Source organism: Cohnella ginsengisoli (assembly GCF_029525555.1).
Taxonomy (GTDB): domain Bacteria; phylum Bacillota; class Bacilli; order Paenibacillales; family Paenibacillaceae; genus Cohnella; species Cohnella ginsengisoli.
Window position 1 is genome coordinate 87349 of the sequence record NZ_JAPDHZ010000008.1, and the last position, 15370, is coordinate 102718.

At 62.4% G+C, this 15370-nt stretch carries 17 protein-coding genes and 2 pseudogenes; 9 read left to right on the top strand and 10 right to left on the bottom strand.

Going from position 1 to position 15370, the window contains the following annotated elements; all coding sequences use genetic code 11:
• Positions 1–69: 69 nt before the first annotated feature.
• Entirely contained in the window at positions 70–627 is a 558-nt protein-coding gene (locus OMP38_RS31175) for an NADPH-dependent FMN reductase (RefSeq protein ID WP_277568523.1), read from the top strand.
• Positions 628–702: 75 nt separating this feature from the next.
• Here OMP38_RS31175 and OMP38_RS31180 read toward each other — a convergent pair whose 3' ends face one another.
• The gene (locus OMP38_RS31180; protein ID WP_277568524.1) at positions 703–1293 is read right to left on the bottom strand and encodes an MFS transporter; all 591 of its coding nucleotides are present in this window, start codon (positions 1291–1293) and stop codon (positions 703–705) included.
• Between the two features lie 124 nt (positions 1294–1417).
• A pseudogene (locus OMP38_RS36450) lies at positions 1418–1840 on the bottom strand (MFS transporter); the annotation flags it as partial.
• Between OMP38_RS36450 and OMP38_RS31190 the strand changes: the two are divergent.
• Both OMP38_RS31190 and OMP38_RS31195 read left to right on the top strand, forming a co-directional pair.
• Positions 1728–1961, top strand: a complete 234-nt coding sequence (locus OMP38_RS31190) for a hypothetical protein (RefSeq protein WP_277568526.1) — start codon at positions 1728–1730, stop codon at positions 1959–1961. The pseudogene OMP38_RS36450 and the gene OMP38_RS31190 sit on opposite strands and share 113 nt — an antisense overlap.
• 113 nt (positions 1962–2074) lie before the next feature.
• The gene (locus OMP38_RS31195) at positions 2075–2452 is read left to right on the top strand and encodes a winged helix-turn-helix transcriptional regulator (protein WP_277568527.1); all 378 of its coding nucleotides are present in this window, start codon (positions 2075–2077) and stop codon (positions 2450–2452) included.
• Positions 2453–2511: 59 nt separating this feature from the next.
• Here the strand turns inward: OMP38_RS31195 and OMP38_RS31200 are convergent, their stop codons facing one another.
• Positions 2512–3426: an AEC family transporter gene (locus tag OMP38_RS31200; protein ID WP_277568528.1), complete on the bottom strand. Its 915-nt coding sequence runs from the start codon at positions 3424–3426 to the stop codon at positions 2512–2514.
• Between the two features lie 332 nt (positions 3427–3758).
• Positions 3759–4211 (bottom strand): SRPBCC family protein, encoded by a 453-nt coding sequence (locus tag OMP38_RS31205; protein WP_277568529.1) that lies wholly within the window; start codon positions 4209–4211, stop codon positions 3759–3761.
• Positions 4212–4357: 146 nt separating this feature from the next.
• Here OMP38_RS31205 and OMP38_RS31210 point away from each other — a divergent pair, with 146 nt between their 5' ends.
• Positions 4358–5152: a helix-turn-helix domain-containing protein gene (locus OMP38_RS31210; protein ID WP_277568530.1), complete on the top strand. Its 795-nt coding sequence runs from the start codon at positions 4358–4360 to the stop codon at positions 5150–5152.
• Positions 5153–5233: 81 nt separating this feature from the next.
• Here OMP38_RS31210 and OMP38_RS31215 read toward each other — a convergent pair whose 3' ends face one another.
• From OMP38_RS31215 to OMP38_RS31225, 3 genes and pseudogenes are all read right to left on the bottom strand, one after another.
• Positions 5234–5905, bottom strand: a complete 672-nt coding sequence (locus tag OMP38_RS31215; protein ID WP_338130736.1) for an NAD(P)H-binding protein — start codon at positions 5903–5905, stop codon at positions 5234–5236.
• A gap of 22 nt (positions 5906–5927) precedes the next feature.
• Positions 5928–6062, bottom strand: a pseudogene (locus OMP38_RS31220) (SDR family oxidoreductase); the annotation flags it as partial.
• Positions 6063–6196: 134 nt separating this feature from the next.
• A complete protein-coding gene (locus OMP38_RS31225) occupies positions 6197–6643 on the bottom strand; it encodes a MarR family winged helix-turn-helix transcriptional regulator (protein WP_277568531.1) in 447 nt (148 codons plus the stop codon).
• A 431-nt stretch (positions 6644–7074) separates the two neighbouring features.
• Between OMP38_RS31225 and OMP38_RS31230 the strand changes: the two genes are divergently transcribed.
• Genes OMP38_RS31230 through OMP38_RS31240 form a run of 3 tightly spaced genes read left to right on the top strand, consistent with a single transcriptional unit; the run spans position 7075 to position 8723 of the window.
• Positions 7075–7641: an Hcp family type VI secretion system effector gene (locus tag OMP38_RS31230; protein ID WP_277568532.1), complete on the top strand. Its 567-nt coding sequence runs from the start codon at positions 7075–7077 to the stop codon at positions 7639–7641.
• 32 nt (positions 7642–7673) lie between these two features.
• On the top strand, positions 7674–7826 hold the full coding sequence (locus OMP38_RS31235) for a hypothetical protein (protein WP_277568533.1): 153 nt from the start codon (positions 7674–7676) through the stop codon (positions 7824–7826).
• 57 nt (positions 7827–7883) lie between these two features.
• Positions 7884–8723, top strand: coding sequence for an Hcp family type VI secretion system effector (locus OMP38_RS31240; protein WP_277568534.1), 840 nt, complete (start codon positions 7884–7886; stop codon positions 8721–8723).
• Positions 8724–8804: 81 nt separating this feature from the next.
• Here OMP38_RS31240 and OMP38_RS31245 read toward each other — a convergent pair whose 3' ends face one another.
• Entirely contained in the window at positions 8805–10268 is a 1464-nt protein-coding gene (locus tag OMP38_RS31245) for an alpha-amylase (protein ID WP_277568535.1), read from the bottom strand.
• Between the two features lie 232 nt (positions 10269–10500).
• Here OMP38_RS31245 and OMP38_RS31250 point away from each other — a divergent pair, with 232 nt between their 5' ends.
• Together OMP38_RS31250 and aguB are read left to right on the top strand one after the other, a co-directional pair.
• The gene (locus tag OMP38_RS31250) at positions 10501–11502 is read left to right on the top strand and encodes an agmatine deiminase family protein (RefSeq protein WP_420869785.1); all 1002 of its coding nucleotides are present in this window, start codon (positions 10501–10503) and stop codon (positions 11500–11502) included.
• Positions 11503–11609: 107 nt separating this feature from the next.
• Positions 11610–12485 (top strand): N-carbamoylputrescine amidase, encoded by an 876-nt coding sequence (gene aguB, locus OMP38_RS31255; protein WP_277568537.1) that lies wholly within the window; start codon positions 11610–11612, stop codon positions 12483–12485.
• 104 nt (positions 12486–12589) lie between these two features.
• Here aguB and OMP38_RS31260 read toward each other — a convergent pair whose 3' ends face one another.
• Together OMP38_RS31260 and OMP38_RS31265 are read right to left on the bottom strand one after the other, a co-directional pair.
• Positions 12590–13666, bottom strand: coding sequence for a Gfo/Idh/MocA family protein (locus tag OMP38_RS31260; protein ID WP_277568538.1), 1077 nt, complete (start codon positions 13664–13666; stop codon positions 12590–12592).
• A 141-nt stretch (positions 13667–13807) separates the two neighbouring features.
• Positions 13808–14920, bottom strand: a complete 1113-nt coding sequence (locus OMP38_RS31265) for a citrate synthase/methylcitrate synthase (RefSeq protein WP_277568539.1) — start codon at positions 14918–14920, stop codon at positions 13808–13810.
• Positions 14921–15370: the final 450 nt, after the last annotated feature.

Here is a 15370-nt window from a genome sequence, read left to right on the forward strand (position 1 = left end):
CCGCACCGAATCGAACTGCCTAGAGCGCGGGAAGCCGGCTCCTACATATATCGGCTGGAGGAATCATACATGACCAAGATCGCCATTATCATCGGAAGCACGCGCCCGGGGCGCAAAGCCGAAGACGTCGCCAAGTGGGTATACGAGATCGCCGCCAAGCGGGACGACGCGTCGTTCGAACTCGTCGACATCGCCGACTACGCCCTGCCCCTTTACGACGAGCCGATCCCTCCCGTTATGGGCAACTACAAGCACGCGCATACGCTGGCCTGGTCCGAGCGGATCAAGGGCTTCGACGGCTTCGTGTTCGTCACCCCCGAGTACAATCACTCGACGTCGGGCGCGCTGAAGAACGCGATCGACTATCTATACCACGAGTGGAACGACAAAGCCGCGGGCTTCGTCGGCTACGGCAGCGCAGGCGGCTCCCGGGCGGTCGAGCACCTTCGCCAGATCGCGGGCGAGCTGAGAATGGCGGACGTTCAGGCGCAGGTCTCCCTGTCGCTCTTCCAAGACTTCGAGAACTTCAGCGTCCTGCGTCCCGGCCCCAAGCAGGAGGCTTCCGTGAACAACATGCTGAGCCAAGTCGTGGCGTGGAGCGGCGCGCTCAAGACGCTGCGCGCGTAACAAATGAAAAGAGAGGCCAGGCTGCGGCAATTTGAACCGCGGCCTGGCCTCTTGGCATTCGCGGGACGCGAAGGCTCAGCTTTTTGAAGCAGCCGCAGCAGCGTTCTGCCGGTTCTTGCGCACGCCGCCCTTCGCGAAGGAGACCAAGCCCGCCGACAGCGAGAGCAGCGCGAACGCGAGTCCCGCCCAGGGATGGTAGCGGACCGTGGACGATGCGTCGGCGAGCAGGCCGCCGGTTAAAGATCCGATCGCGACGCCAAGGTGAAGCAGCGACGTGTTGAGTCCCAGCACGATGTTCGCCGATTCGGGCGCGATCCGGACGAAATACGTCTGGATCGCCGGAATCGCCACGGAGTAGGCCAGCATCCAAGCCGCGGCGACGGCGATGCCCGACGAGAGGCCGCCTGCCGCGGAGGAAAAGACGGATGCCGCGAGCGGCATCAGCGCCAGGGCCAGCGCCATCGCGGCCAGGCCCCGCACGATGACCGCGGGCGGACCGAGTCTGTCGGCCGCGCCGCCGCCGGAGCGCGTGGCAAGCGTGCCGGCCAAGCCCAGCAGCAGCATGGTCAATCCTGTAAAAGACGCCTTCAGCCCGAGGACGTCCTGGAGGAAAGGCACGAAATACGTGTTCAGCAGGGCGATGCCCGACGAGAACAGGAGAGACATCAGCAGCCCTGCCGCGAGGGCAGGACGTCCCAGCACGGCGAACTGACGGCCGAAGCCGACGGGGGGCGTCGCCCTCTACCTCGGGCATGAGCCGCAGGACGCCCAGCATCACGAGCAGCGCGCCAGCGCCGAGCAGCAGGTACATGCCCTGCCAGGACCATCCGTCCGCCAGCGCGATGCCGATCGGCGCGCCGAGCACGGAGGCGGCGCTGAACGCCATCATGACGGTGCTCATGGCGCGGCCGAGCTGCGCCGCCGGCATGACTTTGGGGAGCGCGCCCAGCGCCGTCGTCAGATAGACGCCAGCGCCAGCGCCTATCAACGCGCGCAGTCCGATCATCGCCGCATAGCCTTCGCTGAAGTACGAGAGCAAGCTGCCTGCGGCGAATACGAGCAGCGCGGCCGCCAGGAGCCGTCGCCGCGATATCCGCTGCGTGAGCGACACGAAGATCGGCGTGCCGACGGCGAAGCCGAGAGAGAAGGCGGTGACAAGCTGGCCCGCTTGGGCAATGCTGATGCCGGCATCCCGGGAGATGATCGGCAGGATGCCGATGATGGCCAATTCGGCGAAGCCGGTCAAGAAAGTGCCTAGCGTGAGCATATACAAGATCGTGCGATTCATTTTAACCACCTCTTATAATTGTCGGGGAGCCGCGCGGCCCTTGTAGCGACAGTATAAGCGGGTTACTATATTTAAGTAAGAACGCAAATCCTTTGGGGATAATCCTAACTGATGGACTTACTAACTTAAGTAAAGTATGTTTGCCGGGAGGCGTTTATAATGGCCGAACAAGAAAGGGACGAGGATAAACCGATCTGCGAGGTTCTGCAAGTGCTCGGGGCCAAATGGTCCTTCGTCGTGATCGCGGAGCTGCAGAAAGGGCCGAAGCGATTCAACCGGCTGCAGCGGGATGTCGCGATCGTCGGCACGCAGTCGCTTACGGACACGCTGCGGCATCTGGAGCAGAGCGGCATCGTGCGGCGGGAGGTATACCCGACCGTGCCCGTGACGGTCGAATACAGTCTGACGGATAAGGGCTTGGACTTTCAGGCGACGCTCGCGGAGATGGAGAAGTGGGCGCTGCGCTGGCGGAAGCCCGACGGGGAGAGGTTCGCTGGCGAGGACGCGCCGGGATCTAAAGCCGCCGACGCAGGCTGACAGGCGAACACGCCATCCGGAGTCGTCGACCCGCGAGACCGAAGCCGCCAGTACGGCGGTTACAGCGATGCCGCCAAGTGGACCACAAGCGGCAAGTACAGGAAGCTAGCAACGGTCGAAAAGGCGACGTTCATCGCGACGAGCTCCTTGTCGCCGCCGTAGCGTTCCATGAGCACGAGCGAATTGATCGCCGCGGGCATGCAGGACTGAACGAACAGCACCGCGGCGGTCAAGCCGTGCAGGCCGAGCATCGCGATCGCGGCATACGACAGCAGCGGCACGACCGCGATGCGCAGGCCGAGCGAGATCCAGATCTCCCGGCGCAGGCTGCGGCGCCAGTCCGTCTTGCGAAGCTGCATGCCGAGGAGCAGCAGCACGACGGCCGGGTAGGCGCCGCCGACCAGCTCGAGGCCCGCCGAGAGGCTCTCCGGCAGGCGCGCCTTGAACAGGAACAGCGCGATGCCGACGGCGGCCGCATAGACGAGCGGCGTCTTCGCGATCTGAAGGAACGCCTGCCTCGGCTTAAAGGACGCGCGCGCCGCCAGATAGAAGCCCAGCGTATTCACGAGAATGACGTGCGTCACGACGTTGGTCACCCCGATCGCGAAGCCTTGCGTGCCGAAGGCAAGCAGCAGCAGCGGCAATCCGTAATTGTTGGAGTTGGAAAAGATCGTCGTCAGCTCCATCGCGCGCCGCGAAGGCTCGCTCATCCGCAGCAGCCTTCCCGCGGCGGCGGAAGCCGCCCAGCAGAGCGCGGTCTGCAAGAGCGTATAGATCGCGACCGTCCCCAGCGTGCCTGTCTTCAGGTCGCTGCCGGCGAGCGCCGCCACGATGAGGCACGGCGAGAGTACGAACAGGCTGAGATCGGCCAGCAGGCGCGAATCGGGGGTTTTGTACTTTTGATACAGGTAGCCCAAGCAGCAGGCGATCAAAATGGGGATGCTGACGTTCGCGAACGTATGGAAGTATGGCATGAGCCGGTCGTCTCCTGGCCCGGCGGACCGGGCGATCGATTTGATGCTCTAATCATATAAGAATTCAAATCATTGTTTAAATATATAAAATAAATAAACTAAATAGTTATCGTCTATAAAAGTCACTCTCTCTCAAACCCCGATCCCGTCACTTTCGTCCTCGCCGATCCTATATTTCGAAAGCCGGAGGCATGCACTCGCGCTGCCGGAGCCTAAAAAAATCCGCCGGAAAATCCCGACGGACCGTTGTCTTTCATTTTGCAAAACTCGCGCGACTGCACGCTTGCTCGTTCTACGTTCTCGCCGGCCGCGTCGCGGAGCGCACTCTCCTTTTACCAGCCCAGATCCAGCGTCTTGCCCGTCTCGACGTAGGATTTGATGTTGCTCAGGATCATCGGCCAGCTTTGCTTCGTGCTCTCGTACGAGGGATGCCCCTCCGGCCACCGGTCGTTGACGAACGTCACCTTCGTGCTCGCGCCCATCGGCTCGAGCTCCATCGTGATGCGCGTCTCGAGCTCGGCATGATTTTCCCGGTAAGAAGGCCCGGCATGCTCGGTGTAGCTCATCAGGCTGTACGGTTCGTACGCCAGCACCGTTCCGTATACGTGCACGGTCTCGTCGCCGTCGTCGCCCGGCCCGACATAAGCGTAGGGCGCGCCGACTTCGAAAGTAGACTGCAGCACGCTGCCGAAAAAGATCGCGCGCGTGCCCTCCGGCGAAACGAGCGCCTCCCATACCTGCTTCGGCGTGCCGCCTATATAGATCGTATACTTCAAGTCTTCCATGCGATTCCCTCTTTTCCTGGCTCGATTTAAATTGCGGCGTTTGCTGCGGACTGCTAGTATCGATTGTAACGCAACGTCGGCGCCTTGTATTGGAAAAACGCGACAAATCCTGGAGGTCGATTCCCCTGAAGCCTATCGAACGTCCTTTGGACAAGGCCATCCTCAAGCCGGAGGAGGCCGCGCGCAAATTCGATCTGAAGCTGTACGCGCCGTCGGCCGAGCTAGCGGGCTGGGTCGAGCATTATTGGACGCTGGCCTGGGATCTGCGGGGCGACGTCCCCTTCAGCCAGAAGGTGCTCTCCTACCCAAGCATAAATCTGACGTTGGAAAATGAAAACGGCGCCTCGCACGCCGAAGTATACGGCGTGCCGCGCGGCACCTTCACCCGTACGCTGACGGGGTACGGCGAGTGCTTCAGCGTCAAGTTCCGGCCCGGCGGCTTCTATCCCTTCTGGCGCGAATCCGCCTCCCGGCTGACTGGCCGCAAGCTCCCGCTCGGAGAGATATTCGGCGCGTCAGGGGAGGCGCTGTCCGGCCTGCTGTCGGCCGTGCCCGCCACCGAGGCGAGGCTCGCCGCCATGGAGCGATGGCTGCTGGACCTTGCGCCCGAGCGGGAAGATTCGGCCGAGATGGCCGGCCGGATCGTACAGGATGCGGCGTCCGACCGCAGCCTGCTCCACGTCGAGGCGATGGCGAGCCGGCATGGCATGAGCGTCCGCACGCTCCAGCGGCTGCTCGGCCGGTATATCGGGGTATCGCCGAAGTGGATTCTGCAGCGCTTCCGGCTGCAGGAGGCGGCGGAACGCATCCGGCAGGAAAAGCTGCAGGATTGGGCCGGGCTGTCGATGGAGCTGGGATATTACGACCAGGCGCACTTTACCCGCGACTTCAAATCCGTCGTCGGCGTGCCGCCCGAGACCTATGTGCGCGAGCTGGGCTGAGCCGGCTGGGCTGAGCCGGCTGGGCTGAGCGGGCTGGGCTGAGCGGGCTGGGTCAGCGGGCGAGCGCAAAGCATAAAACGGCTACATTTTTTGATCGGCCAGCCATTCCTTCAGCCCGCGCAGCGGCGCGCCGACGAGCTGCCGCAAGTCCGTGGAGACCGCAGCAGTCTCGGAGAGCGGCAAGAGCGAGTAGACCATGCCCTTCATCGCCGGATCGGCGCGGTGAACGACCGGTCTGCCCGATCGTTCGGCGAGCGCGCGGGCCAGATCGTTCAGGCGCCAAGGGCGCGAGGCCGTCAGTTCGTAGACCCGGCCTTCATGCCCGCTCTCCGTCAGCACCGCCGCAGCGGCCGCGGCGAGGTCTTCCCTGGCCGCGGCATTAAAAATCCAGTCGCCCGGCGGACTCAGCAGCACGCCGCCGGCCAGCGCCTCCCGCCAGCCCAGCATCTCGACGATGTCCATATAGTAGGCATTGCGCAGGATCGTGTATTCGAGCCCCGACTCGCGAATGAGCCGTTCGGTCGTCACATGCAGCTCATGCAGCGGCAGTCTTCCCCGTTCGGCGTACGCGATGCTCGTGTAGACGATCCGACCGGCTTTGGCTGCCGCCGCGCCCTCCACCGCTGCCCGGTGCTGCCGCAGACGGGCTTCCTCGTCCCGCAGCGGAGACGAGATGAAGAGCAGCGTGTCCGCGTCTTTGAATGCCGCAGGCAGCGAAGCCGGATCGTCGTAATCCCCGTAGCGGACCTCGATCCCCCCGGCTGCGCAGCGCCTCGGCCGCTTCCGGTCGCCGCGTCACGATCGCGATGCGCGCTGCCGGCAGGCGCCTGAGCAGCTCCTCCAACACCAGCGATCCGAGATTTCCAGTGGCACCCGTCATAACGATTTTCATGCCATCTCCACCCTTCATCCCTCAGTAGTTAAATGTTTAACAAATTAATTAAAAAGAGCCGTTGACAGCAAACCGACAACCCGGCGCGCAAGCCGTCGTACGGGGTCGGACTGGGCCGGGCATGATCGCGACTCGCTGACTGCCCCTCATCCTCAACCGCCCGTCAACTTGGCGAGGAGTCCCAGAAGCTGGCGAATCTCCGATTCCTCCAGCCGGCCCATGAGCGCCTCCAGCACTTCCCGATTGCCCGGCAGCGCGTCCAGCAGAAGCCGCTCTCCCGCCGGCGTCAGCGACACGCGCCGCCTGCGACCGTCTTCCGGGTCTCCGGCGACCCGCACATACCCTTCTTTGGCGAGCGGCACGAGCAGGACGCTGATATTCGCCTTGGTCACGCCGATTCGCTCGGCCAGCGCGGTGGGCAGCAGCGATCCGCCGGCCTTGGCGATCTCCACGAGTATGCGGACGCGCGCGCCGTTCAGTCCTCTTGACTGCCAGTACTTCTCGGATACGCCGATCAGGCTCGCCGTGGTCTCCACGAGCGCGAAAAAAGCGCGCACCTTGGGCGGCTGCTCCGACACGTATCCATGCAGATCGTCCATGCTATCTTCTCCAATTGGTTAAATATTTAACTATATGCAGGATACGACAGCAGGCTAGGGATGTCAATCGGCGCCTCTTCGGAAGCGATCGCCAAGCAGCCCCTGTTTTACGCTTTGCATCACGAAGAGCCATTTTAGCGTCCCTGCTGGTCGTCCAGTGTGGCATCCGAACCGGCTATCGTGCAAAAGTATACGTTCGAGATCAGTACCCTTTCATCTTTATGCCTATCGCGCAAATGTGCAGGATTTTCACTTAAAATTTGCCCCATCTCGCTCAAAGAGGCGAGCTTTCGTGCACTTTTGCGCGATTGATCGCACAAACCCGATAATCCAGTCTTGGTTGATGTACTTTTGCAGTATGGCTCTAGGCAGGAATGACAATCTATGCTATCATCGATACGAATTGTATCATAAATGAGGAGCTGATCGTTTTGTTACAACGTTTTATGCCAAAAGCATCCTTGTTCCTGCTCGTCTTCGCGATCCTCGCTTTTGCCTCGCCCGTATCGGCTTCCGCCGCAGGCGGCTCCTACATCCTGTTAACGCTGGACAAGATCAGCGGCGATAGCACGGTCGAAGGCGCGAAAGGGGCGATCGACATCTCGTCCTTCTCTTTCGGCGCCTCGAACGCGGCTACCTCGCCGGGCGGCGGCAGCGACATTGGAAAGCCGATCTACTCGGATTTCAACTTGACCAAGCAGATGGACTCTGCCTCCATTCCGCTGCTGCAGAGCCTTACCGCCGGCAAAGCGATCAAGAATGGAACGATCGCCTTTTACAATGGGCAAGGCAAGAAGCCTTACCTGACGATCAAGCTGGAAAACGTTTACGTCACTTCCGATGCTTACAGCGCAGGCGCCGACGGAAGCCGGATCGGGGAATCTTTCTCGCTCAAGGCCAAGAAAGTAACGTTTATATACGAAGGCGTGGATGCCAAGGGCCAGCCGTTGCCTCCGCAAACCTTCGAATACGACGTGAGCAAGGGCGCCGGCAAATAACCTGATTACCCTGCGAAAAGGAGCTGTGCCGCATGAGCGAGACAAGCAACGACAAGTCCAAGCTGCCCTGGGACGCGCCGGCGCTCGAGACGCTGCCCGTCAAGGATACGATGGACGACGGCAGCGTGTGGGGATTTACGCCGAAGGACGATTTCTACCAACGCAGCTTGCTGCTCGACAGTTGATCCCCGACGCACGACGGAGCGGTTCACGGGCATCCGCCGATAAAGGAGTAGATCGATTTGCTCGCTAGACTATTAAAATGGGGCCTGATCGCGGCGCTCGTCTCCGGGATGCTGCTCCTCTCTCCCTTCAGGCAGTCCGCCAGCGCGGCGGAAGCCGACCTGCCGTCGATCCTGCTGACGTTGGAAGGCATTCCCGGCGAGTTCGACGGCAAGGACAACCAGATCAAAGACGCGATCGCCGTCAACAGCTTTCAATACGGCGTGACGACGGAGACGCTGCCAGGCGGCAGCGGGAGTCCGGGCAAGCCGCAGCCGTCTGCGGTCGCGGTCTCCAAGGCGTTCGATTCATCCTCGCTGCCCCTGCTTCGCGCGCTCACGGAGGGTAAAGCCATCAAGGATGGCTACCTGTACTTCCAGAAGCGCAGCGCGGGTCAGAGCCGGACCTATATGGTCGTGCATCTCACGGATGTCCGGGTGACCGGCTACAGTTGCGCCTCGAGCAGCCAGCGGCCGGACGAGTCGATCTACCTGAGCGCGCAATCCGTGCTGTTCAAGTACATGCCCGAACAACCGGGCGGCGGAACCGACCCGATCCCTGCCGGCGAGGTGACGACCAAGTATCATTTCGACCCGATACAAGCCGTCACGTCCAAAGGCAATCCATACGTAAAAGGCTTCAACGTCACGCTTCGGGCGGACGGGACCGGCGGCGTCCCGGCGCAGACGCGCTACCGCGTGAACGGCGGGGATTGGATCGACTATTCGGGCCCGTTCGAGATCTATGCGGCGGACACGCATACGGTCGAGTACTACAGCGTCGGCAGCGACGGCCGCATCGAAGCGACTAACGTGATGAACTTCGATCAAGGGACCTTTACCGGCCACGGCTCCTACTAGACCGAACGCGTCGAACCGACTTTAACGCCAGAACCCCGTGCAACTGCGCGGGGTTTTCTGCATCCATGCTTCGCCTTCGATTCACACCGGATCGGGCAACGCCCATACCGACACGCTGCCGCCGTTCGCCGGGAAAGTGCCGAAGCCGTCCTCGCCGATCACGATCTTGTCGTCGCGCGTCTGCGTAAAGTCGACCCATGCCTCGCCTGCGCGATGCTCGCCGACATACATTCGTTTCTCGCCGCCTTCGCCCGTGCAGACGACGACCGCGCAGCCCGAGCGCTCGATCTCGGCGACGCCGCGACGCACCCAGCCGATCAGCCGCGGATCGTCGAAGTAATCTTCCTGCTCGCCGTATGCCTTGTGATGGCGGCTGTAGAGCAGCGGATCGATCGCCATTTTCTTGCCCTCGATCTCCTCCTCGTCTCCCCCAATGTGAAAATAGTCGCCGTAAAAGACGCAAGGATACCCGCCTTCCCGCAGCAGGATGAGGGCATACGCGCTCTGCTTGAACCAGTCGGCGATCCACGATTCCAGCGCTTCGCCGGGCTGCGAATCGTGATTGTCCACGAAGGTGACGGCGTTGGTCGGGTTCGTCTGCACGAGCGTACCGTCGAACAGCTTGGTCAGGTCATATTCGGCCCCTTGCTCCGAAGCCTCGTGCAAATTGTAGTGCAGCCGTACGTCGAACAGGCTGATACGGCCGCCGACGGCCTCGAGGAACCGCTGGCACGCGCCCGGATCGCTGTTCCAGAATTCGCCGACGATGAAAAACGCGTCGCCCCGATCGGCATACAGCGCCTCGGTAAACTCTCGCACGAACGTATGGTCGATGTGCTTGATCGCGTCGAGCCTGTAGCCGGCGCAGTCCAGCGTATCCGCGAGCCATTTTCCCCACTCGATCATCTCCCGGCGCACGTCCGGATGATGGTAGTCGATATTGGCGTACATCAGATAATCGTAGTTGCCGAACGCGTCGTCGACGTTTTCGTTCCAACGCTTGCCTTCTCCTACGATCCGGTAAACGCCCTGACGGTCCTCGCGCGCGTCGCAGTCAGTACCGTTGAAGTGCTCGAAGTTCCATTTGAACGACGAATACGCAGTCCCGCGGCCGGAAAAATCAAACTTCGTCCAGCCTTCGATGTCGAACGGCTCGGAAACCTCCTCCAGGCGGTTGTCCGCCTGTACCTCGACGACCTGAAATGTCTCCGTCCCGTCCGCGCCCGCCTTGTGGTTCATGACAAGATCCGCGTAGATGGCTACGCCCGCCTCCCGGCAGGCCGCGATCGCTTCGAGCAGCTCCTCCTTCGTGCCGTACTTCGTGCGCACGCTGCCTTTCTGGTCGAACTCCCCCAGATCGTACAAGTCGTACACCGCGTATCCCGTATCCTCGGGTGACACGGCCTTCGTAGGCGGCGGGATCCAGACGGCGTCGATGCCGCGTTCCTTCAGCTTCGGCGCAAGCTTCGCAAGACGGCGCCAGTGCTTGCCGTCGGCTGTGACGTGCCACTCGAAAAATTGCATGATCGTATGATTGCGTTCCATTCGGCGGCCTCCGTTTATATGTATGTGCGTGTTTGTCCGACATTGATCCTTTCCACCAAAGACTTACCTCAACCGGCGCGCGCGTAAACAAATCCGGATGTCGCGGACTTGGCCGCGGCACGTTGAGATCGGGGCCCGATTCGTATATGATGATGGAGAACTTAAGCGGCATCCGTTCAATTCCTAGCAAAGCGAGCTGAATCTCTTGTTCCCACGAGACCTCCAATATAAAATGCCCGCCGAATGGGCGCGGCACGAACGCACCTTCATGTCCTGGCCCGTCCGGGACTCCATGGTCTATCCGGACGACCACGAATCCGTCTGCGGCGGCTATGCGCAGGTCGTGCTGGCGATCGCCGAGTTCGAGCCCGTCAGCGTGCTCGTCAATGAAGCCGACCTGGCGCTAGCGAAGCGCCACCTGGACGCGCCGAACATCGAGCTCGTGCCGATCGCGCACAGCGACGCCTGGCTGCGGGACAACGGCCCGACCTTCCTCGTCGGCCCCGGCGGCGAGCTGGCCGGCGTGAACTGGCGCTTCAACGCCTGGGGCGGCAAGTACGCGCCTTGGGATCTGGACGACGCGGTCGCGCCGCAAATTCTCGAGCGCCTCGGCGTGCGCCGGTTCGACGCGCCCGTCGTGATGGAAGGCGGCTCGATCCACGTTGACGGCGAAGGCACGCTGCTCACGACCGAGGAGTGCCTGCTGAACGTCAACCGCAACCCCGAGCTGAGCCGGGAGCGGATCGCGGAGCTGCTCGCGCAGTACGTCGGGATCGACAAGATCGTCTGGCTGAACCGCGGCCTCGCCGGCGACGAGACGGACGGGCATGTGGACAACATCGCCTGCTTCGCCGCGCCGGGCAAGGTCATTATCCAGACCTGCTACGACCCATCCGACGAAAATTACGAGATCACGCAGGAAAATCTGCGCATTCTTCGCGAAGCGACCGATGCCAAGGGGCGGAAGTTCGAGATCGTCGAGCTCCCGCAGCCGCCGCTCGCGTCGTTCGAGGAGAGCCGGCTCACGCTGAGCTACCTGAACTTCTACTTCGTCAACGGCGGCGTCATCCTGCCGGTGTTCGGCGGCGCCGCCGAGGAGACCGACCGCGAAGCCGCGCGCATCCTGGCCGAGACGTTCCCGGACCGCCGCATCCGCACCGTGGACGGCATGGCGATCATCAAGGAAGGCGGCAACGTTCACTGCACGACGCAGCAGATGCCGGCGCGGGGTTAAAATAAGCGGGCAGGGTGGCGCTAGCGGTGCGAGTTATGCGATACTGCCGCACAACGACGCCTTGGAGTCGCGTTTTATGAATCGAATTCATGAAGGAGGTTACCCGAATGAGAAAAGTCAAAGTGGCGGCGACCCAGATGAGCTGCTCCTGCGATATCGACGAGAACATCGCCAAGGCGGACAAGCTCGTGCGCGAGGCCGCGGCCCAAGGCGCGCAGATCATCCTGCTGCAGGAGCTGTTCGAGACCCCGTACTTCTGCCAGAAGGAGAAGTCGGACTACTACGTCTACGCGACCGAGCTTGAGCAAAATAAGGCCGTCAATCACTTTAGGAAAGTGGCCAAGGAGCTGCAGGTCGTGCTGCCGATCAGCTTCTACGAGAAGAAAAACTACGCCCGCTACAACTCGCTCGCGGTCATCGACGCGGACGGCGAAGTCCTCGGCCACTATCGCAAAAGCCACATCCCGGACGGTCCCGGCTACGAGGAGAAATTCTACTTCAATCCCGGCGACACCGGATTCAAGGTCTGGAACACGCGGTATGCCATAATCGGCGTCGGCGTCTGCTGGGACCAATGGTACCCCGAAGCCGCGCGCTGCATGGCGCTTATGGGCGCCGAGCTGCTATTCTACCCGACGGCGATCGGTTCGGAGCCGCAGGACGGCTCGATCGATTCCAAGGACCACTGGCAAATGTGCATGAGGGGCCACGCCGCCTCCAACCTGATGCCGGTCATCGCCTCCAACCGCATCGGGCGCGAAGAGGACGAGGACTCGTCCATCGATTTCTACGGCTCGTCGTTCATCGCCGGCCCGCAGGGCAACATGATCGAGGAGGCCGGCCGTACCGAGGAAACGGTGCTGACCGCCGAGTTCGATCTCGATCAGCTCGAGATCCAGCGCATCGAGTGGGGCATCTTCCGCGACCGCCGGCCGGAGCTGTACCGCGTCATCGCCTCGTACGACGGCAGCACGACGGTGTAACGCGCGGCAGAGCGCGTCAATTAATAGAACCTTTATCGGCGTTTTGCGTCGATAAAGGTTCTTTTTTTTCGTATGAAGGAGGCAAGCTAAATTTTCGCGCAGGTTCACGCCGACCAGATCTGCGTTTGCGATACGACGGTCTCTCCGCTCTTCGCCGCCTGGTGCATCAGCAGCCCAAGGTAATGATCCTGGCATGCCTCGGCCAGGCTGTAGAAGCCGGGCCCGCCCGCGGCGTAGTCCGCCATCCGCGACAGGCATTCGGCGATGGCGAGCTCGTCGTCGGCCAGCCTGCCGGGCGCGAATTCGTTGCGATACACGTACTCGTCGCCGCACAGGATGGCCTTCAGATGGAAGCCTTCCAGGTTGCCGTCGTGGCCTGCGTGAACGCGTCTGAGCTGCGTTTCCACAGGGCTTCGGTAGTCGCGCAAGTAACGGACTTCGAAGTTGTTGATCTCGCCCGCTTCGCCCCGGACGAGCAGGCGCGGCGAACGGATCCAGGAGAAGTATTGGTCTCCGGTAAAATCGTACATGCCCAGGCGGTCGCCGAAATCGAAAAACGCGATCGTCTGCACGGACTCGACGACCCGATGAGTGGCGGGCGGCCCGTCCCGGCCGGGTCCTTCCGTAATCGGCGAGCGGAAGGACATGCCTCGGATGGCGGCGTTCTCGAAGCCCACGCCGAGGAACCGCCGCAGCAGCACGATGCCGTGATAATCGTGCGCGGCGGACACCTCCGCCAGCGTGACGCGGCCGAGCTTGCCCGAGCCTGCCACGGCAAGGCGGGCGGCATGGTTCGGCTGGAACGGATACTGCTCGGCCACCTGGATCCGGGCCTGGCTGCCGACCGAGCGATACAGCTTGGTCATCTCCTCCAGCGTCTGCGCGGGCGGCGTCTCGCACAGGGCGGGCATGCCGGCCGCGTTCAACTCGCGCAGGACGTCCGGCGCTGCGCTCCGCGGCACGCTGACGACGACGAACGCGGCATCGGCGGCCGCCAGCATCTCCCGCGTCGAACCGAACGCCGGGACGTTCCACTTTCGCCTGAACGCCTCCGCCTTGTCCGGACTGCGCACGACGATGCCCGCGACCTCGAACCGCTCCGGCAGCGCCGCGGCAATCCGCAGGAAAAATTCGGCGCGCCATCCGCCGCCGACGATGCCGAACCGAACGGCGGCGCTCATGACTGCCTCCAGTTGCGATTGCTCATAACTGCGGTAGTCCGTTTGCTCATGGATATAGGCTCCTTTGGTGAACGTGATCGCGACACGGTCCATGCGGTACGAAGAGTATACAACATTAGCATGGTGCGGGCCACGCCACGCTTAAGGGAGCTGCTTCGAGACCGCCGGCAGCGGGCCCACGTACGCGGATTGCGGCCGGAAAATGCGGTTGTGGCCGGCCTGCTCCAGCATGTGCGCCGTCCAGCCGACGACGCGCGCGGCCGTGAACGTGGGCGTGAACAGCGCCGTCGGCAGCGCGATCGCCTTCATGATGGCGGCGGCGAAAAACTCGACGTTCGTGTGCAGCCGCCGCCCCGGTTTGTACTCGGCGAGCAGACGCGTCGCCGTCTCTTCCACGTGCAGGGCGAGCGCGAACGCCGGATCGTCGCCGGTCAGGCCGCGCGTCACCGCGCGCAGCGCCTCGGCCCTCGGGTCGACGGTCTTGTAGATGCGATGGCCGAAGCCCATCAGCCGGCCGCCCCGCTCCAGCACCTCGCGCAGCCAAGGCTCCGCCCTGTCCCGCGTGCCGATCGCCTCCAGCATGGCGATCACCTCGCTCGGCGCGCCGCCGTGCAGCGGCCCGCCCATCGCGCCGATCGCCGCGCAGACCGCGGGATACAGGCCGGCCTGGGTCGACAGCGCGACCCGGCCCGCGAAGGTGGAGGCATTCATGCCGTGCTCCATGCCGAGGACGAGATACGCGGTCAGCGCCCTGGCATGGTCGGGCTCGGGCCGGCGGCCCGTCAGCATGTACAGGTAGTTGGCTGCGTGATCCAGCTCCGCATCCGGCTCCACGGGCCCAAGCCCCTGCTGGCGTCGATGCCGATACGAGATGAGGCTCGGCACCAGCGCCGTCATCCGCTCCGCCTGGTCCGCCCGCGGCGGCCAAGCGGGCTCGGCCCCGTCCGCTAACGCGGCGGCAGCCGTTTGCAGCACGCCCATCATCGGCAGCCCCGCCGGCATCGCGTCGAGCAGGCGCCGCAGCTCTTCGGGCAGGACGCGCGCCGCGGCCAAGCGCCCTTTCAACGCCGACAGCTCCGGCTCGCCCGGAAGCTGTCCGTACCACAGCAGATACGCCGTCTCCTCGAAGCCGCGGCTCACCGCCAGGTCCTTTGCCCAATAACCCCTGTATACGAGATGCCCGCGCTCGCCGTCGACATGCCCGATCTCGGTCTCCGCCGCCACGACGCCTTCCAGTCCGGTTACGCTAGCCATTCGACCACTCACTCCTTTTCTTGTTATTTTCAATATACATCGCCACATCAATTGTGTATATTTATTGTATTTTTTTATGGATGAAAGATTTCGTTTATCGAAACGGGAGCTAATAACCCCTTTTTAATCACCCTCATTAACTTTTTTCATCGATTCGGTTGACAGGGTTTGCCTATACCCCTTAATATAGCCATTATCTCATCAGAAAGGAGGCCGGCCGACATGACCGCGATTCGACTCCCCCGCCGCTACGACGCCTGGACCCAACTGAATATGCCGCTCGATGTCCGCCGGCCTCTACGGGCCGATCCAGAAGTCAGACCCGGATAATGCGCGTTCCCGCAAGGGAAGTGCGATGATCCAGGGTGCTTTCTAGACATATCCAAGGACCGCGGGCGAATCGGCTTGCGGTCTTTTTTTGTTTTCTAAAAATCCAAATCGATAAGAGGT

Coding starts and splice junctions, on each gene's coding strand:
- OMP38_RS31175 (WP_277568523.1), top strand. CDS start 70: ATGACCAAGATCGCCATTATCATCGGAAGCACGCGCCCGGGGCGCAAA.
- OMP38_RS31180 (WP_277568524.1), bottom strand. CDS start 1,293: ATGTCTCTCCTGTTCTCGTCGGGCATCGCCCTGCTGAACACGTATTTC.
- OMP38_RS31195 (WP_277568527.1), top strand. CDS start 2,075: ATGGCCGAACAAGAAAGGGACGAGGATAAACCGATCTGCGAGGTTCTG.
- OMP38_RS31200 (WP_277568528.1), bottom strand. CDS start 3,426: ATGCCATACTTCCATACGTTCGCGAACGTCAGCATCCCCATTTTGATC.
- OMP38_RS31205 (WP_277568529.1), bottom strand. CDS start 4,211: ATGGAAGACTTGAAGTATACGATCTATATAGGCGGCACGCCGAAGCAG.
- OMP38_RS31225 (WP_277568531.1), bottom strand. CDS start 6,643: ATGGACGATCTGCATGGATACGTGTCGGAGCAGCCGCCCAAGGTGCGC.
- OMP38_RS31235 (WP_277568533.1), top strand. CDS start 7,674: ATGAGCGAGACAAGCAACGACAAGTCCAAGCTGCCCTGGGACGCGCCG.
- OMP38_RS31245 (WP_277568535.1), bottom strand. CDS start 10,268: ATGGAACGCAATCATACGATCATGCAATTTTTCGAGTGGCACGTCACA.
- OMP38_RS31250 (WP_420869785.1), top strand. CDS start 10,501: ATGCCCGCCGAATGGGCGCGGCACGAACGCACCTTCATGTCCTGGCCC.
- aguB (WP_277568537.1), top strand. CDS start 11,610: ATGAGAAAAGTCAAAGTGGCGGCGACCCAGATGAGCTGCTCCTGCGAT.
- OMP38_RS31260 (WP_277568538.1), bottom strand. CDS start 13,666: ATGAGCGCCGCCGTTCGGTTCGGCATCGTCGGCGGCGGATGGCGCGCC.
- OMP38_RS31265 (WP_277568539.1), bottom strand. CDS start 14,920: ATGGCTAGCGTAACCGGACTGGAAGGCGTCGTGGCGGCGGAGACCGAG.